We start from the raw sequence: 20,534 nt of genomic DNA on the forward strand, positions 1-20,534 counted from the left end.
GGTGCGCGGGTCCGGACGGCGCCCCCGGACGGTACCGGGACCGGCCGGAGCACCGGACCGGGGCGTGGCGGTCCACCGGGGACACGTCGTTCCCGGTGGGTGCTGGTGTGGGCGGCGACGCTGTTGCTGCAGGCGGCCACCCTCGCGCTGGCGCTGCGGCCCTGGTCGTGGTGAGGGGCGCCACCGCTCGCCACCCGGCCACCCGGCGCCCCTCGCCCGGGGAGGGGAGCCGGAACCGGCGGCCGCGCCTTGTGCGGCCGCCGCGACCCCGGGTTGACTGCGGGACGTGCTCATCGTCCTCTCCGGTCTGCCGGGCAGCGGCAAGACGTCCCTGGCCCGTGCGCTCGTCACCGCCGCGGGCGCCACCCACGTGCGCCTGGACACCGTCGAGCAGGCGCTCGTCGACGCCGGGACCGCGACCCACCCCGTGGGTCCCGTCGGCCACTACCTCGCCCGCGCCGTCGCCGGTGACCTGCTGCGGCAGGGGCACCTCGTCGTGGCCGACGGGGTGAACCCGCTACCGGTGACGCGCGAGCTGTGGTGGGCGGTGGCGCGCGCCGCGGGCCGGCCGTGGCTCGACGTCGAGGTGGTGTGCGGCGATCCGGCGCTGCACCGGCGGTGGGTGCAGGACCGGGTGGCCGACATCCCCGGGCACCCGGAGCCCACGTGGGCCGACGTGCAGAGCGTCGACTACGCGCCCTGGACGTCGGAGCGCGTGCGGGTCGACACGAGCACCACCTCAGCGGTGCAGGCCGCCGAGGTGGTCATGGCCCACGTGCGCGCTCAGTCCTCCCAGACGATCCCGACCTTGCCGCCGACGCCGGAGTCGGCGGTGGAGTAGGCCCGCGCCGCCTGCGCGAGCGGGAACCGGTGCGTCACGACCGTCTCGGGGTGCAACCCCCACCGCGCCAGGTTCTCCAGCAGCTCGCCCATGCGGACCGTCGAGGTCACCCACGACCCGTGCACGGTGAGCTGGCGGTGGATGAGCACCTCGCTGACGTCCACGGACAACTGCCCGCCCTCACCGACGAGCGCGACCCGGCCCCAGCGGCGGGTGTGCCGCAGCGCGGTGAGCTGACCCCGGCCGTTGCCCGAGCAGTCGACCGCGGCCTCGGCGCCGTCGCCGAGGGCGGCGTCCAGTTCCCCGTCCGTCCCCGCGAGCGCCTCGTCGACCGCGCCGAGCTCGAGGGCCAGCTCCCGGCGCTGCGGGCTGGGGTCGGTGCCGACGACGCGGGAGGCGCCCATCGCCTTGGCCAGCAGTCCCGCGGCGAGCCCGACCGGTCCGAGCCCGGTGACGAGCAACCGGTCCCGGCCGGAGACCGCGAGCCGGCACAGCGCCTCGTAGGCCGTCCCGAAACCGCAGGCGACGCACGCGCCGTCGAGGAACGTCAGCGCGTCGGGCAGGACGAGCAGGTCACGTTCCTCGGCGAGCAGCAGATCGGCGTGCCCTCCGTCGCGCTGCCAGCCGTAGGCGGCGCGAGCCGGTGCACTGCAACTGATCTGGTACCCGCGACGGCAGTCGTCGCACTGCCCGCAGCCGCTGATGTGGTAGATGACGACGCGGTCGCCGACACCGATCCGGTCCACCCCGGACCCGACGGCGACGACGCGGCCGGCGGGTTCGTGCCCGCCGACGACGCCCTGGTAGGCCTCCGGTCCCTCACCGAGGTGCTCGCGGTAGATGGCGCGCAGGTCCGACCCGCAGATCGTCGAGGCGCGCACCGCGACGACGACCTGGCCGTGGCCGGGGCTGGGGTCGGGGACCTCCCGCAGGTCGACCTCGCGGTTCCCGGGCAGAAACGCTGCGTGCACGGTGGGGCTCCTCATCGGGTGGTACGGGTGGTGCGGGTGGTCGCCGGACGACGGTGCCGAGCATGGCACGGGCCCCCGGGGAGGTCAGCGGACCGCGGCGAACAGGAGGCTGTCGCACCGCCGGCCGCGGACCACGACGTGCGAGCGCAGCAGACCCTCGCGCTGCATCCCGATCTTCTCCAGGACCCGCCGCGATCCGGTGTTCTCCGGGCGGCAGGTCGCCTCGACCCGCGCCAGGCCCGCCGGACCGAACGCGAACCCGAGGACGGCGGCGGCCGCTTCCGTCGTGGTGCCCCCGCCCCAGCGGTCCCGGCGCAGCACGTACCCCAGCTCGCCCCGGGCGTTCTCCGGGCTGGTCACCGTCAGCCCGACGGTCCCGACCAGTTCCCCGTCGAGGACCACCGCCCACGTCCAGGGGCCCCGCTCCCCGTCCCGCTGCGCCGCGCGGACGGCGTCGGCGACGAAGCGGCGGGTGTCCCCGGGCGAGTTGGGACCCCAGGTCACGTACCGGCAGACCTCCGGGTCGCCGGCGTACCGGTGCACGGCGGCCTCGTCGCCGGGGGCGAACGCCCGCAGCCGCAACCTCGCCGTCGTGAGCTCCTGCACGCCACCAGTGGACCGGCCGCCGGTGACCGGGTGCAACCGGCCGGGGCCCCCAGCGGTCGTGTGGGGCGAGGGCGGGGACGGTCCCGGCCCGATCGGGAGGTCATCGTGGAGACGTCCAGCACCGGGCCGGCGCCCGGACGGGCAAGACCGTGAGGGAGGTCGTGGTGGACGGAGCCGAAGCGTTCGAGGCGTTCTACCGCACCAGCTCACGACGCGTCCTGGGGCACGTGCACCTCTCCACCGGGGACTTCGCGGCGTCCGAGGACGCGGTCGCGGAGGCGTTCGCGCGGGCCTGGCAGCGCTGGTCGACCGTGAGCCGGGCCGACTCGCCCGAGGCGTGGGTGCGGACCGTGGCCCACCGCGTGGCGATCGGCCGGTGGCGCAGGCTGAGCAACCGGCTGGTCGCGCAGCGCCGGGCCCACGAGGACGCTCCGCTGCCGGGGCTGGGCCCCGACCACGTGGCGCTGGTCGCCGCCCTGCGGGAGCTGCCCGTGCGCCGACGGCAGGCGGTCGTCCTGCACCACCTCGCCGACCGGTCCGTCGCCGAGATCGCTGACGAGCTCGACGTGGCCGTCGGCACCGTGGAGGCGTGGCTGTCGCGGGGCCGCACGGCGATGCGCGAGCACCTGCAGGAGGACCCGAGACGAGGAGGGACGACGTGACGGGTGACGGGACGGGCGAGCGGATCGAGCGGGCCGCGCACGAGGCCGCGCAGGGGGCCCGGCTCCCCTCGGCCGCCGAGGTGGTGCGCCGGGGTGACCTGCGCCGCCGGCGGGCCCGGACGACGCGCGTCGCCGCAGTGGCGCTGGTCGTCGTGGCGGGGGGCGGGGGGTGGTGGCTGGCCCAGGACGGCCCGGACCGCGGGGTCCCGACGCTGCGGGCGGACGCCGGGTACGTCTCGACGGGTGCGGACGGGGCGCTGACGACCACCACCGACCCGGCCGGGGCCACCCGGTTCACGGTGACGGCCGGGGACGGCGCGGCGGAGTGGACCCCGGGCGGCTGAGGGACGGTTCCCGGGGCCCGGCCGGTGCGGCGATCAGCGTCCGCGGGCGGTTCGGGGGGACTCCACAGCGGAGGTCACGGCAGGGTCAGGACGACGGGGCCGTCGGCCGTCACGGCGACGGTGTGCTCCTCGTGCGCGCCGCGGCTGCCGTCGGCGCTGCGCATCGTCCAGCCGTCGGGGTCGGTGCGGTACTCCGGGTTCCCCCCGGCGGTGAACCAGGGTTCGATCGCGACGACGAGGCCGGGTTTCAGCGTCAGCCCCCGGCCGGCCCGCCCGTCGTTGGGGACGGAGGGGTCCTCGTGCATGGTGCGGCCGACGCCGTGCCCGCCGAACTCGGTGTTCACGCCGCAGCCGTGGGCGTGGCCGACGGCCCCGATGGCGGCCGAGACGTCCCCGACCTTGTTCCCGGGCACGGCTGCGGCGATGCCGGCGGCGAGCGCCTCGCGGGTGACGGCGACGAGGGATTCGTCCTCGGGCCTGGCCCTCCCGACGCTGAACGTGGTGGCGGAGTCCCCCGCCCAGCCGTCGAGGACCGCGCCGCAGTCGACGCTCAGCAGGTCGCCGTCCCGGAGGGCATAGGGCCCCGGGATGCCGTGCAGCACCGCGTCGTTCACGGAGGCGCAGATGACGCCGGGGAACGGGGAGTCGGCGAAGCGCGGCTGGTAGCCGAGGAACGGCGACGTCGCACCGGCTCCGAAGATCACTTCGCGCGCGACGGCGTCGAGCTCGTCGAGCCGCACGCCCACCGCGGCGGCCTCGCGCACGGCGACGAGGGCCTGGCCGACGACGCGGCCGGCGGCGCGCATGGCCTCGACCTCGCCCGGGGTCTTGAGTTCCACCACGAGAACCTCCTGGTAAAAGTATCCCGGTATTACTATCACGTCATGGTCCGTCCCCCGCTGCCCGACGAGGTGCGCGCCCGCGGCCGCCGCCTCGGCGAACTGCTCCGCGCCGCCCGCGGCGACCGCACGGTCCCCCAGGTGTCGGCGCTGTCCGGTGTCCCCGCCGAGACGCTGCGCAAGATCGAGGCCGGCCGGGTCCCGACGCCGGCGTTCTTCACCGTGGTGGCGCTCGCGGACGCGCTGGACCTGCCGCTCGCCGAGGTCGTGAAGCACTGCACCCCACCGGTTCCCGCCGCGGGTGGGCCGATCGTGGAGGGGGTCGCGTGAGCACGCTCCCCGACCTGCTGCCCGGGTTGCTGACGGACGAGGCCGCCCGGGACGCCGTCGCCACCGACCGCTCGGGCCACCGTCCCGCCACCCTCCCCCACGGGGTCGTGCGCGCCCGGGACGTCCAGGACGTCGTCGACACCCTGCGCTGGGCGAGCGCGCACCGCACCCCGGTCGTCACCCGGGGCGGTGGGTCCGGCCTGGCCGCCGGGGCGAGCGCGAGCGCCGGTGAGGTCGTCCTCGACCTGTCCGGCATGGACCGGATCGTGGACCTGCGCCCGCAGGACCAGGTCGCGGTCGTCGAACCGGGCGTGATCACCGCGCACCTGGACGCCGCCGCGGCCGAGCACGGGTTGTTCTACGCCCCGGACCCGGCGAGCGCCGCGTACTGCACGATCGGCGGCAACATCGCCACGAACGCGGGCGGCCTGCGCTGCGCGAAGTACGGCGTGACGCGCGAGGCCGTCCTCGGCCTCGACCTCGTGCTGGCCGACGGCCGCCGGGTCTCGACCGGCCGGCAGACGGTCAAGGGCGTCGCCGGGTACGACCTCACCGGGCTCGTGGTGGGGTCGGAGGGGACGCTGGCCGTCGTCGTCGGCGCCACGCTGCGGCTGCGCCCGAAACCCCTGGAGACGGCGACGCTCGCGGCGCACTTCGACGACGTCGTGGCCGCCGCGGCCGCCGCGGCCGCGATCACCGCCGCGCGACTGCAACCGTCCGTCCTCGAACTGGTCGACGCGGTGACGCTGGAGGCCGTCGACGCCGCCCGCGGGTCCTCGTTGCGCTCCCTGGGGGCCGCGGCGCTCGTCGTGCAGTGCGACGGCCGGGGCGCCCGGGCCGACATCGACGCCGTGGCCGAGGTCGTCGGCCCGTTCGCGTCGTCGTGGCGGGCGACCACCGACCCCGTCGAGGCCGAGGAGCTGCTCGCCGCCCGGCGCGCGGGGCTGCCGGCGCTGGAGGCCACCGGTGACGTGTTCATCGAGGACGTCGCGGTCCCCCGCTCCCAGCTCGCCGCCGCCGTCTCGGGCATCCAGGCGATCTCCGCGCGCACCGGGGTGCGGATCGCGACGATCGCGCACGCGGGCGACGGGAACCTGCACCCGATCGTCGTCGTCGAGCGCGGCGGCACCGTCACCGAGGGCCCGCCGTGGGACGCGGCGTGCGCGGTGTTCGACCTGGCGCTGGAGCTCGGCGGGACCCTCACGGGCGAGCACGGAGTGGGGCTGCTGAAGCGGACGTGGCTGGCCCGGGAGCTCGGCGAGGACTCCCTGGGGCTGCAGCGCGGCATCAAGGCGGTGTTCGACCCGCTCGGGATCCTCAACCCCGGGAAGGGGATCTGAGGGACCCCCCACGAGCATCGTCGGGACCCGGCCGGACGGGCGTCGGCGCCCGCTCCGGTCCCGACTCCGGACGGCGTCGTCCCGCTCCTGCCCGTCCGGGGCCTCACGGGTGGCACGCTGGCGGGAGCCCACCTCACCGGCTTTGCATGTTCATGCACTAGTGTGCATACTGTTCCGCATGTCCAAGGTGCTCACCTCCCTGCCCGCCGGCGAGCGCGTCGGCATCGCCTTCTCCGGCGGTCTCGACACCTCCGTCGCCGTCGCCTGGATGCGGGAGAAGGGCGCCGTGCCCTGCACCTACACCGCGGACATCGGCCAGTACGACGAACCCGACATCGCCTCCGTCCCCGGCCGCGCCGAGGCCTACGGGGCCGAGCTGGCCCGGCTCGTCGACTGCCGCGCCGCCCTCGTCGAGGAGGGTCTGGCCGCCCTGACCTGCGGCGCGTTCCACATCCGCTCCGGCGGCCGCGCCTACTTCAACACCACCCCGCTGGGCCGCGCCGTCACCGGCACGCTGCTCGTGCGCGCGATGCTCGAGGACGACGTCCAGATCTGGGGTGACGGCTCCACCTACAAGGGCAACGACATCGAGCGGTTCTACCGCTACGGCCTGCTGGCCAACCCGGCCCTGCGCATCTACAAGCCCTGGCTCGACGCGGAGTTCGTCACCGAGCTCGGCGGCCGCAAGGAGATGTCGGAGTGGCTGCAGGCCCGGGACCTGCCCTACCGGGCCAGCACCGAGAAGGCCTACTCCACCGACGCGAACATCTGGGGCGCCACCCACGAGGCCAAGCGCCTGGAGCACCTCGACGTCGGCGTGGAACTCGTCGAACCGATCATGGGCGTGCGGTTCTGGGACCCCGCGGTCGAGGTCGCCGCCGAGGACGTCACCGTCGAGTTCGAGCAGGGCCGCCCCGTGCGCATCAACGGCGCGTCCTTCGACAGCGCGGTCGACCTCGTCCTGGAGGCCAACGCCATCGGCGGCCGGCACGGCCTGGGCATGTCCGACCAGATCGAGAACCGCATCATCGAGGCCAAGTCGCGCGGCATCTACGAGGCTCCGGGCATGGCGCTGCTGCACGCGGCCTACGAGCGCCTCGTCAACGCGATCCACAACGAGGACACCGTCGCGAGCTACCACAACGAGGGCCGCCGGTTGGGTCGCCTCATGTACGAGGGCCGCTGGCTGGACCCGCAGTCGCTCATGCTGCGCGAGTCGCTGCAGCGCTGGGTCGGCAACGCCGTCACCGGGTCGGTCACGCTGCGCCTGCGGCGCGGGGAGGACTACTCGATCCTCGACACCTCCGGGCCGGCGTTCAGCTACCACCCGGACAAGCTGTCGATGGAACGCACCGAGGACTCCGCCTTCGGGCCCGTCGACCGCATCGGCCAGCTGACCATGCGCAACCTCGACATCGCCGACTCGCGGTCCAAGCTCGAGCAGTACGCGGGCCTGGGGATGGTGGGCAACGCCCAGGTCAGCCTCATCGGGGCGCTGGAAGCCGGTGGCGCGCAGGCCATCGCCTCGCGCGGGGAGAGCGCCGGGGACGAACTGCTCGACCGCGCGGCCATGGAGTTCGGCACCGACTGAGCCAGCGAGGCGGTCGGCTCGGACCCGCCCGCGTCAGCCGACGTGGGCGGGTTCGGCGTCGCACAGGCGGACGAGCTCGGCGAAGCTCGTGGGGAACACGGCGTGCGGGGTGCCCGCCGCGGCCCACACGACGTCGTAGCGCAGCAGGTCGACGTCGATCACGGTGCGCAGGTGGCGGGGGTGCCCCACGGGCGACACCCCGCCGACGGGCTGACCCGTCGCGGCCCGCACGGCGGGCGCCTTGGGCCGGGCGAGTTCGGAGACCCCCAGGGCCGCGGCCGTCGCGTCGACGTCGACGCGGTGAGCGCCGCTGGTCAGGACGAGCACCGGCTCGCCGTCGGCGAGGAACACCCGGCTGTCGGCGATGGCCCCGACGGGGCAACCGAGCGCCTGCGCGGCCTGGACCGCCGTCCGTGCGGAGGCGGTGAGCTCGACCACCTCCCCCTCGGCCCCGGCCTCGCGCAACGCGCGGGCCACGGCGACTGCGTTGCGGTGCACGGCGGCTCCTCCGTCCGGGGGTCGATCGCCGTCGCTCGTCGTCGTGGCCCCGGCCGGTCGGGATCGCGCTGCGCGGACCGGTCGAGACCGCTTCGACGCGGGACGATGCCCCGAGCTTGGCGAAGATGCGCGAGACGTGCACGCCGGCGTCCGGGGTCCAGGCCGATCCGGGGGGGGGGGACGGCCCACCCCCTACTCACCGAGCGTCACGTCGTAGAACCGAGCGTCAGGTCGGGTGGACCACGACGGTGGAGTCCGGCGCCACGCACCGCGACCGGCTGCGACCGGACCGGTGGCGGGCGAGCATGGAGCCGTGGCCGTCTGGAAGTCGTTCATGGACCTCGTGCACCTCATCGGCGCGCTCGGCTGCCTCGCGATGACGGGCGGGTTCGCCGCGCAGGGCGAGGCGGCGCGCGCGGTCTTCTACGGGCTGTGCACGATGGCGTTCGCCGTCGCCCTGGCACGGCGCTGGCCCGCCCACGGCGCCGGGACCGTCCGGCCCCCGGCCGTGGTCGACCTGCGCGAGCAGGCCCCGGTCCGCGTGGTCCACCCGTCCTGACGACCAGCCCGGCTCCCCCGCCCCGGACGGCTCGGTAGCGTCACGCCATGGCCACCACCACCGCCACCGCCGTCCTCGACGAGGCCCACGTCGGCCCGATGGACAACGTCGCCTACGTCGTGCAGTGCCGCAGCACCGGGCGCCGGCTCCTCGTCGACGCGGCGGCCGAACCCGAGACGCTGCTGGCGCTCGTCGAGGAGGCCCTCGACGTCGTCGTCACCACCCACCGCCACCACGACCACGTCGGCGCGCTCGCCGCCGTCGTCGAGGCCACCGGGGCGCGGACCGCCGCGGGCACCGAGGACGCCGACGAGCTGCCGCTGCCGGTGCAGCAGCGGCTCGAGCACGGTGACGTGCTGCGCGTCGGGGACGTGCTGCTCGAGGTCGTCCACCTGCGCGGCCACACGCCCGGGTCCGTCGCCCTGCTGCTGCGCGACCCCGACGGCCCCGACCACGTCTTCACGGGCGACTCGCTGTTCCCCGGCGGGGTGGGGAACACCTCCGGCGACCCCGCCAGGTTCACGCGACTGCTCACCGACGTGACGGAACGGCTGTTCGACGTCCTGACCGACGACACCGTCGTGCACCCCGGCCACGGCGCGCCCACGACGATCGGCGCCGAACGCCCCCACCTGGCGCAGTGGCGAGAACGCGGCTGGTGACCGCCCGGCACCCCTGCCCCCACCACCACCCCGGGAGTGGGAACCTGGGGGCATGGGACTGGGCGGCGGACCGGGCGAGTACGCCGACTACGAGTGGTTCCGCCTCGAGGACGTGCCCGCCGCGGAGGTGGTGCGACCGGGGCCGGACCCGCTGAGCGACGCCCTGCGCGAACTCGTCGCGGGTTACCCCGTGTGGGCCGGGCAGGGCGCCACCCGGGTCCTGCTCGTCGACCTCGACAACCTGCGCGCCGGCCCGGCGCGGTTGCGGGCCCGCCTGTCGGTCGTCCTCGACCTGGCCCGCCAGGCCGACCGCGTCGCCCTCGCCGGGCAGGTGGGCGCGGTCGCGCGGTCCCGGCCGTGGCTGGAGGAGTTCGCCGACCGGGCGCAGGCCGTGCCGGACGGGGCCGACGTCGCCGACCTGGCGCTGCTCGCCGCGGCCCGGAAGGTGCCGGACCCGGTGGAGTTCGTCGTCGTGAGCAACGACGGCATCTTCGCCGACCTCGCCGAGCGCGGTGACCTCACGCTGCTGTCGCCGGGCACCAGCGCCCTGAGCGACCGCCTGCACGGGGAGGCCAGCCTGCTCGTCGACCTCGCCGCCCTCGAGACCGAGGCCGCCGCCGGCCTGGTGCGGCGCTGAGGCAGGCGCTGTGGCCCAGTTCAAGGTCTACGGCCGGGCCGACGTGCTGCGCCCCGCACGCGCAGGACTGTCCGACCTGCTGCACCGCGCCGCCGTGGAGGTCCTCGGCCTGCCGGAGGCGAAGCGCTTCCACCGGTTCTTCCCGATGGACCCCGAGGACTTCCCCACCCCCGAGGGCCGGACGCACCGGTACACGGTCGTCGAGGTCGTCATGTTCCCCGGCCGCAGCGTGGCGACGAAGAAGGCGTTCCTGCGGCGCCTGTTCGCCGACGCGCAGGCCCAGCTCGACCTGGACCCGGTGGACCTGGAGGTCGTGGTCCTGGAACCCCCGCGCCACGACTGGGGCATCCGCGGCCTGCCGGGCGACGAGCTCGACCTGACGTACCGCGTCGACGTCTGACCCGCGGGGTCAGTCCAGGGCCAGCCCACGCCGTTCGGGCAGCAGGAAGCTCGCCGACGCCGCCACGGCGAACGCGACGCCGAACACCACGAACACGAGGGGCCTCCCGCCGCCGTCGGACAGGAACGGCACCGACAGCGGCGCGAGGATCGAGGCGATCCGCCCGAACCCCGCCGCCGCGCCGGTGCCGCGCCCGCGGACGCTCGTCGGGTACACCTCGGGCGTCACGGCGTACAGCGCCCCCCACGCCCCGAGGTTGCAGAACGACAGGGCCATCCCCGCCGCGAGGATCGAGCCCGGGGTGTCGGCACCCGCGTAGGCGAGGGCCGAGACCGCCGAGCCCAGCAGGAACACCGACAGCGTCCGGCGCCGGCCCCACGTCTCGACGAGGATTGCCGCCACCGCGTACCCCGGCAGCTGGGCGAGGGTGATGAGGAGGGTGAACTCCAGGGACCGGACGAGGGTGAACCCGTCGTCCAGGAGCAGGCTCGGGATCCAGGTGAAGGCGCCGTAGTAGCTGAAGTTCACGAAGAACCACACGATCCACAACCCGGCCGTCCGGCGGCGCAGACCCCCCGACCAGATGCCCCGCCCCGCGACCGGGGGCGGGTCCGGCACCAGCGGGGCGTCCGAGGCCCGCCCCGCCGCCGCCTCGAACTCCCGGACGACCCGCGCAGCCTCCCCGGTCCGCCCCCGCGACAGCAGGAACCGCACGGACTCCGGCAACCCCCACCGCACGACCACGGCGTACAGCGCCGGAAGCGCACCCAGCGCGAGGGCCCACCGCCACCCGTCGTCGGAGGTGGGGACGAGCCAGAAACCCACGAGGGCGGCCAGCGTCCAGCCCACGGCCCAGAACGCCTCGAGCACCACGACGACCCGGCCGCGGATGCGGCGCGGGGCGAACTCGCTCACCAGCGTGGAGGCGACGGGCAGTTCGGCGCCGAGCCCGAGACCCACGAGGAACCGGAACACGAGCAGGGCCGCCAGCGACCAGGACAACGCGGCGGCGCCGGTGGCCAGGCCGTAGACGAGCAGCGTGAGGGCGAACACCTGCCGGCGGCCGATGCGGTCGGCCAGCAGACCACCGAGCGTCGCCCCGAGCGCCATCCCGGCGAACCCCACCGAGGCGATCCAGGACTGCTCGGTGGCGGTGAGGTTCCACTGCATCCTGAGCGCGAGGAGGACGTAGGCGACGAGACCGACGTCGAAGGCGTCGAGCGCCCAGCCCACCCCCGACCCCAGCAGCAGACGGCGGTGCCGGGAGGTGAACGGCAGCGCGTCGAGACGTTCGGAGACGGTGACGGGCTGGCTCACGCACCCGAGCCTAGATGGTGGCGACGGACCCGGAGTCGACGCGGTAGTTGCTGCCGTTGACGAAACTGGCCCGTTCGGAGGCCAGGAACGCGATGACCGCGGCGACCTCCTCCGGTTCCCCGCGCCGCTTCAGCTCCATGAACGGGCGTTCCTCGTCCAGGAAGCTGGTGATGGCTTCCTCGACGCTGACCCCGAGTTCGGAGGAGCGCTTCTCCATCATCTTGTCGGTCATCGGGGTGGAGATGAACGCCGGGGACACGGCGTTGACGAGGATCCCCTCACCGCCGTACGTCTTCGACAACCCCTTGACCAGGCTCAGCACCGCGGCCTTGGCCGCGCAGTACGGCAGTTCGTCGGAGTACGGCTGGACGGCGTCCTCGGAGGCGAGCAGGACGATCCGCCCCCAGCCCTTGCCGCGCATCCCGTCGAGGAACGTGCGGACCACCCGGACGGCGGAGAAGAAGTCGATCTCGAGGGTGGAGCGCCAGCCCTCCTCGTCGATCTCGTGGAAGAGCCCCTGAGCGCCGGTGACGCCCGCGGCGTGGACGAGGACGTCGGGGTCACCCACGCCCACGACGACCTCGCGGTGCAACCGGGCGACGTCGTCGGGGTCGGTCAGGTCCGCGGCGACGGCGAGGACGTCCCCGGGCAGCTTCGCCGCCGCCGCCTCCAGCGAGTCCGCGTCCACGTCGGTGATCGCGACCTTCGCGCCCTCCTCCAGGAGCAGACGCGCTGTGTGCCAACCGATACCGGAATCGCCGCCCGTGACCAGGGCGACGCGTCCCGCGAGTTCGAGATCCATGCCACTCACGCTAGGCACGGCTCAGCAGCACCGCGCGGCGAAACTCACCGGGGTGCGCGCCGCCACACCGACCGCGGGGTGACGGCCATGGCCGCGGCCAGCGCGCGCAAGGCCCCCGGCACCCACACCACCTCCCGACCCGCGGCCAGCCCGGCGGCCACGGCGTCGGCCACCTGGGCGGGCGTACTGGCGAGCGGCGCCGGCGACATCCCCGCCGTCATCCGGCCGACGACGAACCCCGGCCGGACGAGCAGCAGCCGGACCCCGCTGCCGTGGAGCGCGTCCGCGAGGCCGGAGGCGAACCCGTCCAGGCCGGCCTTGGCCGAGCCGTAGACGTAGTTCGCGCGCCGCACCCGGGCCCCGGCGATGGAGGAGAACACGACGAGCCGCCCACCGCGCAGGGGCCGCAACAGGCGCGCCAGGTGGGACACGACGCTGACCTGCGCGACGAAGTCGGTGTGCACGACGGCGAGGGCGTGCGCGACGTCGCGCTCGGCGCGGTCCTGGTCCCCGAGGACCCCGAACGCGACGACCACGTCCAGCGCACCGTGCCGGGCGACGAGGTCGGCGAGCAGCGGCCCGTGCGACGGCAGGTCGTCGGCGTCGAACTCCACCGTCTCGACGGTGGCGCCGAGGTCCTCCAACCGAGCGGTCTCGGCGGTCAGCTCACCGGACCGGCGTGCAGCCAGGACGACCGTCCGGGCGCCGGCGCGCACGAGCCGGTCGGCCACCTCGAGCCCGATCTCGCTGCGCCCGCCCAGCACCAGCACGGGGTCCACCCCGCGGTCCGCCGTCATCCGTGCCCCCCGTCCGAGGACCACGCCGTGCTGCCCGGTCCCGGGCCCAGCCTGCCCGAGACCGGCGCTGCACCGGGAGGCGGGTCAGCGCAGCCGGGTCGCCAGGTGCACCTTGCTCCCGTCCCGACTGCGGACGGCGCTGCTCCACCCGTCGCCCTCGCGCCGCGCGACGTGCCGGACGGTGGACGGCAGGTGCAGGGGGGATCCGAAGTCCACCTCGTACCGTGCGGCCCCGAGGGCCGGACCGCCCAGGTCGGCCAGGGCACGGGAGGCGGTCCACATGCCGTGCGCGATGGCCCGGCGGAACCCGAACGCGCGGGCGGTGAGCGGGGAGACGTGGACGGGGTTCAGGTCCCCGCTGACGGCGCCGTACCGGCGGCCGAGGTCGGCGGGGACGCGCCAGAGCGTCCCCTGGCCCGCCGGGGCGTCCAGCCGGGCGGCGTCGCGCGGGATCCCCGGCCAGTCCACGCCCCGGGCGAGGTACCGGCTCCGCCCGGTCCAGACGGGGGCCCGCTGTCCGGCGACGGTGAGCTCGGTGCGCAGCTCGACGGTCGCCCCGCGGCGGTGCGGGAGCATCCCGACCGCCCGCACGGACAGGTCGAACCGCTCGCCGACGCCGATCGCGCGCGTCTGCTCGAACTCCTGCTGCACGTGCAGGACGCCCACGACGGAGAAGGGGAACGGCTCGCGGACCATGAGGTCGACCTGGAGGCCGAAACCCGCGACCTGGGGGAACGGCAGCGGCACCTCGTCCCGGACGGGGAACCCCGTGAGGCGGCAGAACTCCGTCAGCCGGCCGGGGTCGAAGCGCTGGTCCCGCAGCACGACCCGGGTGCGGGGGAAGTCCAGCCGCCGGGTGGGCCGGTGCAGCAGGGACCGGGCGTAGAGCGCCGGGAAGGACGGTGGCGCGGTGAGTTCGCGGGTGTCCATCACGCCCCCAGGAGGTTCTGGCCGCACACGCGCAGCACCTGGCCGTCCACGCCCGCCGCGTCGGGCCGGGCCAGCCAGGCGATCGTCTCGGCGACGTCGACCGGCAGGCCGCCCTGCTGCAGGCTGGAGGTCCGCCGACCGAGTTCGCGCGGGACGGGCGGCATGGCGGCCGTCATCGGGGTCTCGATGAAACCGGGCGCCACGGCGTTGACGGCGAAACCCCGTTCGGACAGCGGACCGGCGAGCGCCTGGACGAGCCCGACCAGACCCGCCTTGCTCGTCGCGTAGTTCGTCTGCCCCTTGGCCCCGGCGATGCCGTTCATCGAGGACAGGCACACGAACCGCGCCCCCGGCGCCAGGGCCCCGGGGTGGTCCAGGAGGGCGGTGGTGAGGCGGATCGGCGCACCGAGGTTCACGGCGAGCACGGAACCCCAGGCGGCCTCGTCGAGGTTGACGAACGAGCGGTCACGGGTGATGCCGGCGTTGTGCACGACGACGTCGGCACCGTCGAACCGGTCGGCGAGGTGCTCGGCGAGCGTCCGCGGGGCGCTGTCGGCCGTGACGTCCAGGTGCAGCGTCGACCCGCCGACGCGGTTGGCGACGGTGGCGAGCTTCTGCCCGGAGGCGGCGATGTCGACGCAGACGACGTGGTGCCCGGACCGGGCCAGCACCTCGGCCGTGGCCGCGCCGATCCCCTGCGCCGCACCGGTGACGACGGCGACGCGGTGGTCCCGCACGGGGTGCGGCTCCCCGGGCCCGACGACGATCGGCTGACCGTCGACGTAGGCGGAACGGGCCGAGCAGAAGAACTCCACCGCGCTGCGCAGGGCGGACGTGGCCCCCTCGGCGACGCGCAGGAGGTTCACGGTCGTGCCGCCGCGGGCCTCCTTGGCGAGGCTGCGGACGAAACCCTCCAGTCCCTGCTGGACGGCGCGTCCCTCGGGGTCCGCCACGTCCGACGGGACGGCGGACAGCACGAGGACCCGGCCGCGGGTGCGCTTGAAGTCCGCAGCGGTGGCGAGGAGCCCGGCGAGCTGGTCGACGGTCCGCAGCCCGGACGCGTCGACGACCAGGGCCCCCGGGCTCCCGGTCCCCGCGTCGTCGAACTCCGCCCCGGCGGACCGCAGCGCGTCGCGGACGGCGTCGACGTGGGTGGCTCCGGTGAGCCCGGTGACGAGAGCGGGACCGGTCAGCAGGTCCTGCCCCTCCTCGTACCGGCGCAGGCGCGGAGGCCGCGGCAGGCCGGTGCGGGCCGCCAGGAACTTCCCGGGCCCGGTGCGGACGAAGGCGCCGTACGGGTCGCCGCCGCTCGCGCCGGCCATCAGGCTTCCACCAGCGCGACGATGCCCTGACCGCCCGCGGCGCAGACGGAGATGAGCGCCCGGCCACCGCCGCGCTCGTGCAGGAGCTTCGCGGTGGTCGCGAGCAGGCGGGCCCCCGTCGCCGCGAACGGGTGGCCGGTGGCCAGCGAGGACCCCGCCACGTTGAGCTTCTCGCGCGGGACGGCGCCCAGCCCCCTGTCCTCCCACGCGGAGAGCGTGGCGAGGACCGTCGAGGCGAACGCCTCGTGCACCTCCACGAGGTCGAGGTCACCCAGGCTCAGACCGTGCCGGGCGAGCAGGCGCGGGGCCGCCTCGACGGGGGCGGTGAGCAGACCCTCCCCGTGCACGTGGTCGACCGCCGCGGTCTCGGCGTCCAGCAGGTGGGCCAGGACGGGCAGCCGGCGCTGGGCGGCCCACTCGTCGGAGGCCAGCAGGACGGCGGCCGCGCCGTCGGTCAGCGGGGTGGAGTTGCCCGCCGTCATCGTCGCCTCGCCGTCCAGGTCGCGCCCGAACACCGGCTTCAGCGCGGCCAGCTTCTCCAGCGTGGTGTCCGGGCGCAGCAGGTCGTCCCGGCGGACCCCGAGGTAGGGCGTCAGCAGGTCGTCGAAGAACCCGCGCTCGTACGCGGCGGCGAGGTTGCGGTGGCTGGCCAGGGCCAGCTCGTCCTGCGCCTGGCGGGTCACGCCGGACGCCAGGGCGGTGCGCGCCGCGTGCTCGCCCATCGACAGCCCCGTGCGGGCCTCGGCGTTGCGCGGCGGGAGCGGGCGCAGCTGCCCCGGGCGCAGCTTCGCGACGGCCGCCAGCCGCTGCCCGGCGGTGCGGGCGCGGGACAGCTCCAGCAGCACGCGGCGCAGGCCGTCGTCGACGGCGATGGGCGCGTCGGACGCCGAGTCGGTGCCCCCGGCGATGCCCGCCTCGATCTGGCCGAGGGCGATCTTGTTGGCGACGAGGACGGCCGTCTCCAGGCCCGTCGCGCACGCCTGCTGGACGTCGTACGTCGGGGTGGCCGGGTCCAGGGCCGTCGAGAGGACGGCCTCGCGGGTGAGGTTGAGGTCGCGGCTGTGCTTGAGGACGGCCCCGGCGACGACCTCCCCCAGGCGCTCCCCGGCCAGGCCGTAGCGGGCGACGAGCCCGTCGAGGGCGGCCACGAGCAGGTCCTGCGCCGAGACGTGCGCGTACCGCCGTCCGGCGCGGACGAACGGTGTGCGGTTGCCTCCGACGATCGCGGCTCTGCGTGTCACGGGTCTCCCTGCGGTCCGAGTGGGCGAAGTCCTCCGAAGTTAACAGGTACTCCGGGTACCCGATACCCGGAGTGCGAGGTACCGTCGAGGAGTGGAGGTCATCGAGGACGGCACCGCCGTCGCAGCCGTCGCGACCGAGGACGGGCGCCGGACCCGCTGGGCCGAGCACCGCCGTCGCCGGCGCGAGGAGCTCGTGACCGCCGCCCTGCGGGCCATCACGGCCAAGGGGGCCGGGGTCGGGATGGACGAGGTCGCCGCCGCCGCCGGCACGAGCAAGACCGTCCTGTACCGCCACTTCGCGGACAAGGAGGACCTCTACCTCGCCGTCGCCGAGCGGGTGAACGCGCGCATCCTGCGCGAACTGTCCCGGGCCGTCGACAGCGCCGACGACCCCCGCGCCGGCCTCGTCGCGATCATCGGCGCCTACGTGCGGATGGTGGAGGCCGACCCGGAGGTCTACCGGTTCGTCGTCTCGCACCCCTTCCTCGAACGCCCCCTCACCACCGACCCCGTCCAGCGGATCTCCGGCACGATCGCCGCCGAGACCGCCCGCACCATCACCGCGCACCTGCGGGTGGGCGGCGCCCGCGGAGCCTCCGCGGACGTCCTGGCGCACGGGGTCATCGCGATGATCCGCACCGCCGCGGACCGGTGGATCTCCACCCCCGACCGCGTCCCCGCCGACACGCTCGTCGCCGATCTCACGCAACTCGCCTGGGGCGGCCTGCAGGCCGTCCTGACCCCGGAGGAGGTTCAGTGACCACCGTCGAACTGCCCGCAGGAACCCCCGTCGAGACCCCCGCCGCAGCGAGCGTCGCAGCACCGGCCGACCCGACCGCGCCGCTGGACACCGACGTGCTGCGCCGCCTGCTGGACGGCCGCTTCGCCGACGTCAAGGAGCAGTTCCGGGCCGAGGCGCCGGACCACCTGTTCAGCCCGTCGCACGACCTGACCACCGCCGAGCACCGTGACGTGACCCGCGCCCGGCTGCGCACGCTGGCCGAGCTGGGCGGTCACGAACTCGGGTTCTCCTCCCGGTACGGCGGTGGCGACAGCCCCGGTGGGCAGGTCGCCCAGTTCGAGATGCTCGGGTTCGGCGACGCCTCGCTCATGATCAAGTCCGGTGTCCAGTGGGGGTTGTTCGGCGGCGCCGTGCAGGCCCTGGGCACCGGGCGCCACCACGCCGAGCTCCTCGGCCCGCTGCTGCGCCTGGAACTGGTCGGCTGCTTCGGCATGACCGAGTCGGGGCACGGCTCGGACGTGTCCTCGATCGGCACGACCGCGACGTACGACCCGGCCACCCGCGAGTTCGTGGTGCACACCCCCGAGGAGTCCTGCCGCAAGGACTACATCGGCGGGGCGGCCGAGGACGCCGACGTCGCCGTCGTGTTCGCCCAGCTCCTCACCGGCGGCGAGGGGCGCGGCGTGCACGCCTTCGTCGTCCCGCTGCGCCGCGACGGGCAGGACCTGCCCGGGGTCTGGCGCGGTGACGACGGCCGGAAGATGGGGCTGAACGGCGTCGACAACGGCCGGCTCGCCTTCGACCACGTCCGCGTCCCCCGCGAGGCGCTGCTCAACCGGTACGCCGACGTCGCCGAGGACGGCACCTACTCCTCCCCCATCGCCAGCGCCAACTCCCGGTTCTTCACGATGCTCGGCGCCCTGGTCAAGGGCCGGGTCAGCGTCTCCGGCGGGGCGCAGTCGCAGACGAAGGTCGCCCTGGAGATCGCCCTGCGCTACGGCGCCGGGCGCAAGCAGTTCAAGACCCCCGGCGGGTCCGAGGAGGTCACCGTCCTGGACTACCTGGCGCACCAGCGCCGCCTGCTGGTCCCCCTCGCCACGACGTACGCCCTGTCGTTCGCGCAGGACGAGCTCATGGGCGAGATGGACGAGCTGCTGCGCGTCCAGCTCGCGGGCGAGGAGGCCGACTCCGCGCGCCAGCGCGCCTTCGAGGCGCACGCGGCCGCGATGAAGGTGGCCTCCACGTGGCACGCGACGCGGACGATCCAGACGTGCCGCGAGGCGTGCGGCGGCAACGGCTTCCTCGCCGACTCCCGGTTGCCGCTGCTGAAGGCGGACACCGACGTGTTCACCACGTTCGAGGGCGACAACACCGTCCTGCTGCAGCTCGTCGCGAAGGGCCTGCTGACGAGCTACGCCCAGCAGTTCTCCGACCTGGACACCCTGGGCATGGCCCGCTTCGCGACGAAGGACTTCATCTCCACCTACGCCGGGCGCAGCCCCGCGGCCTCGCTCGTCGCGGACGTCGTCGAAGCCGGCCGCGCCCCCGACGACCTGCACGACCGGGCGTGGCAGATCCGGATGCTCACCGACCGGGAACGGCACGTGGTGGAGTCGCTGGCCAAGCGCATGCGCAAGGCGCGCAGCAAGCCCGAGGGCGAGCGCTTCGCCGCCATCGACGACCTGCAGGACCACCTCCTGCTCGCCGGCCGGGCGCACACCGACCGCATCGTCGCCGAGGCGTTCGCCGCCGCGATCGCGCGGTGCGAGGACCCGGCCGTCGCGGCCCTGCTCTCCGACGTCTGCGACCTGCACGTGCTGGCGCTGCTGGAGGCCGAGAAGGGCTGGTACCTGGAGCACCGCCGCATGACCACGTTGCGCGCCAAGGCCATCACGAGCGCCGTCAACGCGCTGTGCCGCAAGCTGCGCCCGCGCACCGAGGAACTGCTCGCCGGGTTCGGGACGCCGCGGCACTGGCTGGGGTCGCGCCTGGTCGGCTGACCGGGGGGCGCGTGCCGGTGCTGCGGGCGCGCTGAGGACGTAGCCTGCGTCCGTGCACGGTGAGTACAAGGTCCCGGGCGGCAAGCTCGTCGTCGTCGACCTCGACGTCCGGGACGGCCGGCTCGCCGACGTCCGGCTGAGCGGGGACTTCTTCCTCGAACCCGACGACGCCCTGGAGTCGATCGACGCGGCCCTGACGGGGTTGCCGGCCGACGCGGAGGCGGCCGACGTCGCCGGCCGGGTCCGTTCGGCCCTGCCCCGCGGCGCGGTGCTCCTGGGGTTCACCCCCGAGGCCGTCGCGACGACGGTCCGCCGCGCCGTCGGCGGGGCCACCGGCTGGCTCGACCACGACTGGCGGTTCGTCCACACCGGTCCGCAGTCCCCGCTGACGCACATGGCCCTCGACGAGGTGCTGACGCGGGAGGTGGCCGCGGGCCGGCGCGGGCCGACCCTGCGGGTGTGGGAGTGGGCGAGCCCGGCCGTCGTCCTCGGCAGCTTCCAGTCCGTGCTCAACGAGGTGGACCGCGAGGCCGCCGACCGGCTCGGGGTCGAGGTCGTGCGCCGGGTCTCCGGGGGCGGGGCGATGTTCGTCGAACCCGGGAACACCATCACGTACTCGCTCTACGCACCGGGTTCCCTCGTCGAGGGCCTGAGCTTCACCGAGTCCTACGCGTTCCTCGACGACTGGGTGCTCGTCGCCCTCGGCGACCTGGGGGTCAGGGCCTGGTACCAGCCCATCAACGACATCACGACCGACCAGGGCAAGATCGCCGGGGCGGCGCAGAAGCGGCTCGGTGACGGGACCGTCCTGCACCACGTGACGATGTCCTACGACATCGACGCCGCGAAGATGCTGCAGGTCCTGCGGATCGGCCGGGAGAAGCTGTCGGGCAAGGGGCTGGCCAGCGCCGCCAAGCGCGTCGACCCCCTGCGCCGGCAGACGGGCCTGCCGCGCGAGGAGGTCATCGACTCGATGGTCGCGACGTTCCGCCGCCAGTACGGGCTGACCGACGGGCCGCTGACGGAGGCCGAGCTCGCCGCGGCGGGCGAGCTCGTGCGCACGAAGTTCGCGACGCCGGCGTGGACCGGCCGCATCCCCTGAG

Annotated in this window: 23 protein-coding genes; 13 read left to right on the forward strand and 10 right to left on the reverse strand. The window is 74.9% G+C overall.

What is annotated here, in order from left to right; translation table 11 throughout:
* The first annotated feature begins 286 nt into the window (after positions 1-286).
* Positions 287-841 (forward strand): P-loop nucleotide/nucleoside kinase family protein, encoded by a 555-nt coding sequence (locus tag AB2L28_RS04735; protein ID WP_370717578.1) that lies wholly within the window; start codon positions 287-289, stop codon positions 839-841.
* Here the strand turns inward: AB2L28_RS04735 and AB2L28_RS04740 are convergent.
* A complete protein-coding gene (locus AB2L28_RS04740) occupies positions 784-1,812 on the reverse strand; it encodes a zinc-dependent alcohol dehydrogenase family protein (RefSeq protein WP_370717579.1) in 1,029 nt (342 codons plus the stop codon). The two genes, AB2L28_RS04735 and AB2L28_RS04740, sit on opposite strands and share 58 nt — an antisense overlap.
* Before the next feature lie 84 nt (positions 1,813-1,896).
* Complete coding sequence (locus tag AB2L28_RS04745) at positions 1,897-2,418, reverse strand: GNAT family N-acetyltransferase (RefSeq protein ID WP_370717580.1); 522 nt, start codon at positions 2,416-2,418, stop codon at positions 1,897-1,899.
* A 164-nt stretch (positions 2,419-2,582) separates the two neighbouring features.
* On the opposite strand from AB2L28_RS04745, the gene AB2L28_RS04750 reads away from it, so the two are divergent.
* Positions 2,583-3,080 (forward strand): SigE family RNA polymerase sigma factor, encoded by a 498-nt coding sequence (locus AB2L28_RS04750; RefSeq protein WP_370717581.1) that lies wholly within the window; start codon positions 2,583-2,585, stop codon positions 3,078-3,080.
* A complete protein-coding gene (locus AB2L28_RS04755) occupies positions 3,077-3,424 on the forward strand; it encodes a hypothetical protein (protein ID WP_370717582.1) in 348 nt (115 codons plus the stop codon). The genes AB2L28_RS04750 and AB2L28_RS04755 overlap by 4 nt, the downstream gene beginning before the upstream one ends.
* 74 nt (positions 3,425-3,498) lie before the next feature.
* Here the strand turns inward: AB2L28_RS04755 and map are convergent, their stop codons facing one another.
* Complete coding sequence (gene map / locus AB2L28_RS04760) at positions 3,499-4,266, reverse strand: type I methionyl aminopeptidase (RefSeq protein WP_370717583.1); 768 nt, start codon at positions 4,264-4,266, stop codon at positions 3,499-3,501.
* 42 nt (positions 4,267-4,308) lie between these two features.
* On the opposite strand from map, the gene AB2L28_RS04765 reads away from it, so the two are divergent.
* The 3 genes from AB2L28_RS04765 to argG all read left to right on the forward strand — a co-directional run bounded on the left by AB2L28_RS04765 (position 4,309) and on the right by argG (position 7,524).
* Complete coding sequence (locus tag AB2L28_RS04765) at positions 4,309-4,593, forward strand: helix-turn-helix domain-containing protein (protein WP_370717584.1); 285 nt, start codon at positions 4,309-4,311, stop codon at positions 4,591-4,593.
* Positions 4,590-5,933 (forward strand): FAD-binding oxidoreductase, encoded by a 1,344-nt coding sequence (locus AB2L28_RS04770; protein WP_370717585.1) that lies wholly within the window; start codon positions 4,590-4,592, stop codon positions 5,931-5,933. The genes AB2L28_RS04765 and AB2L28_RS04770 overlap by 4 nt, the downstream gene beginning before the upstream one ends.
* A 178-nt stretch (positions 5,934-6,111) precedes the next feature.
* On the forward strand, positions 6,112-7,524 hold the full coding sequence (gene argG, locus AB2L28_RS04775) for an argininosuccinate synthase (RefSeq protein WP_370717586.1): 1,413 nt from the start codon (positions 6,112-6,114) through the stop codon (positions 7,522-7,524).
* Positions 7,525-7,557: 33 nt separating this feature from the next.
* Here the strand turns inward: argG and AB2L28_RS04780 are convergent, their stop codons facing one another.
* Entirely contained in the window at positions 7,558-8,022 is a 465-nt protein-coding gene (locus AB2L28_RS04780) for a YbaK/EbsC family protein (RefSeq protein WP_370717587.1), read from the reverse strand.
* 313 nt (positions 8,023-8,335) lie between these two features.
* Between AB2L28_RS04780 and AB2L28_RS04785 the strand changes: the two genes are divergently transcribed.
* From AB2L28_RS04785 to AB2L28_RS04800, 4 genes are read left to right on the forward strand one after another with little or no spacing between them, the layout of a single operon-like run.
* Complete coding sequence (locus tag AB2L28_RS04785; protein WP_370717588.1) at positions 8,336-8,581, forward strand: hypothetical protein; 246 nt, start codon at positions 8,336-8,338, stop codon at positions 8,579-8,581.
* Between the two features lie 47 nt (positions 8,582-8,628).
* Positions 8,629-9,243 carry an MBL fold metallo-hydrolase gene (locus AB2L28_RS04790; protein ID WP_370717589.1) on the forward strand — a complete coding sequence of 205 codons (615 nt, stop codon included), beginning with the start codon at positions 8,629-8,631 and terminating at the stop codon, positions 9,241-9,243.
* Positions 9,244-9,295: 52 nt separating this feature from the next.
* Complete coding sequence (locus AB2L28_RS04795; protein WP_370717590.1) at positions 9,296-9,880, forward strand: hypothetical protein; 585 nt, start codon at positions 9,296-9,298, stop codon at positions 9,878-9,880.
* 10 nt (positions 9,881-9,890) lie between these two features.
* On the forward strand, positions 9,891-10,280 hold the full coding sequence (locus tag AB2L28_RS04800) for a tautomerase family protein (RefSeq protein WP_370717591.1): 390 nt from the start codon (positions 9,891-9,893) through the stop codon (positions 10,278-10,280).
* 9 nt (positions 10,281-10,289) lie between these two features.
* Here AB2L28_RS04800 and AB2L28_RS04805 read toward each other — a convergent pair whose 3' ends face one another.
* The 6 genes from AB2L28_RS04805 to AB2L28_RS04830 all read right to left on the reverse strand — a co-directional run bounded on the left by AB2L28_RS04805 (position 10,290) and on the right by AB2L28_RS04830 (position 16,689).
* The gene (locus tag AB2L28_RS04805) at positions 10,290-11,597 is read right to left on the reverse strand and encodes an MFS transporter (RefSeq protein ID WP_370717592.1); all 1,308 of its coding nucleotides are present in this window, start codon (positions 11,595-11,597) and stop codon (positions 10,290-10,292) included.
* Between the two features lie 10 nt (positions 11,598-11,607).
* Positions 11,608-12,399: an SDR family NAD(P)-dependent oxidoreductase gene (locus AB2L28_RS04810; protein WP_370717593.1), complete on the reverse strand. Its 792-nt coding sequence runs from the start codon at positions 12,397-12,399 to the stop codon at positions 11,608-11,610.
* A 44-nt stretch (positions 12,400-12,443) separates the two neighbouring features.
* The gene (gene dprE2, locus AB2L28_RS04815; RefSeq protein WP_370717594.1) at positions 12,444-13,196 is read right to left on the reverse strand and encodes a decaprenylphospho-beta-D-erythro-pentofuranosid-2-ulose 2-reductase; all 753 of its coding nucleotides are present in this window, start codon (positions 13,194-13,196) and stop codon (positions 12,444-12,446) included.
* Between the two features lie 84 nt (positions 13,197-13,280).
* The gene (locus tag AB2L28_RS04820; protein ID WP_370717853.1) at positions 13,281-14,126 is read right to left on the reverse strand and encodes a MaoC family dehydratase; all 846 of its coding nucleotides are present in this window, start codon (positions 14,124-14,126) and stop codon (positions 13,281-13,283) included.
* The gene (locus AB2L28_RS04825; RefSeq protein ID WP_370717595.1) at positions 14,126-15,448 is read right to left on the reverse strand and encodes a 3-oxoacyl-ACP reductase; all 1,323 of its coding nucleotides are present in this window, start codon (positions 15,446-15,448) and stop codon (positions 14,126-14,128) included. Before AB2L28_RS04825 ends, AB2L28_RS04820 begins: the two co-directional genes overlap by 1 nt.
* Positions 15,448-16,689: an acetyl-CoA C-acetyltransferase gene (locus tag AB2L28_RS04830; RefSeq protein WP_370717596.1), complete on the reverse strand. Its 1,242-nt coding sequence runs from the start codon at positions 16,687-16,689 to the stop codon at positions 15,448-15,450. Before AB2L28_RS04830 ends, AB2L28_RS04825 begins: the two co-directional genes overlap by 1 nt.
* A 91-nt stretch (positions 16,690-16,780) precedes the next feature.
* On the opposite strand from AB2L28_RS04830, the gene AB2L28_RS04835 reads away from it, so the two are divergent.
* From AB2L28_RS04835 to lplAB, 3 genes are read left to right on the forward strand one after another with little or no spacing between them, the layout of a single operon-like run.
* The gene (locus AB2L28_RS04835; protein ID WP_370717597.1) at positions 16,781-17,449 is read left to right on the forward strand and encodes a TetR/AcrR family transcriptional regulator; all 669 of its coding nucleotides are present in this window, start codon (positions 16,781-16,783) and stop codon (positions 17,447-17,449) included.
* A complete protein-coding gene (locus tag AB2L28_RS04840; protein WP_370717598.1) occupies positions 17,446-19,431 on the forward strand; it encodes an acyl-CoA dehydrogenase family protein in 1,986 nt (661 codons plus the stop codon). The genes AB2L28_RS04835 and AB2L28_RS04840 overlap by 4 nt, the downstream gene beginning before the upstream one ends.
* A gap of 52 nt (positions 19,432-19,483) precedes the next feature.
* Positions 19,484-20,533: a lipoate-protein ligase LplAB gene (gene lplAB / locus AB2L28_RS04845; RefSeq protein ID WP_370717599.1), complete on the forward strand. Its 1,050-nt coding sequence runs from the start codon at positions 19,484-19,486 to the stop codon at positions 20,531-20,533.
* Position 20,534 lies beyond the last annotated feature (1 nt).

It is taken from the genome of Kineococcus mangrovi (genome assembly GCF_041320705.1).
Lineage (GTDB): Bacteria > Actinomycetota > Actinomycetes > Actinomycetales > Kineococcaceae > Kineococcus > Kineococcus mangrovi.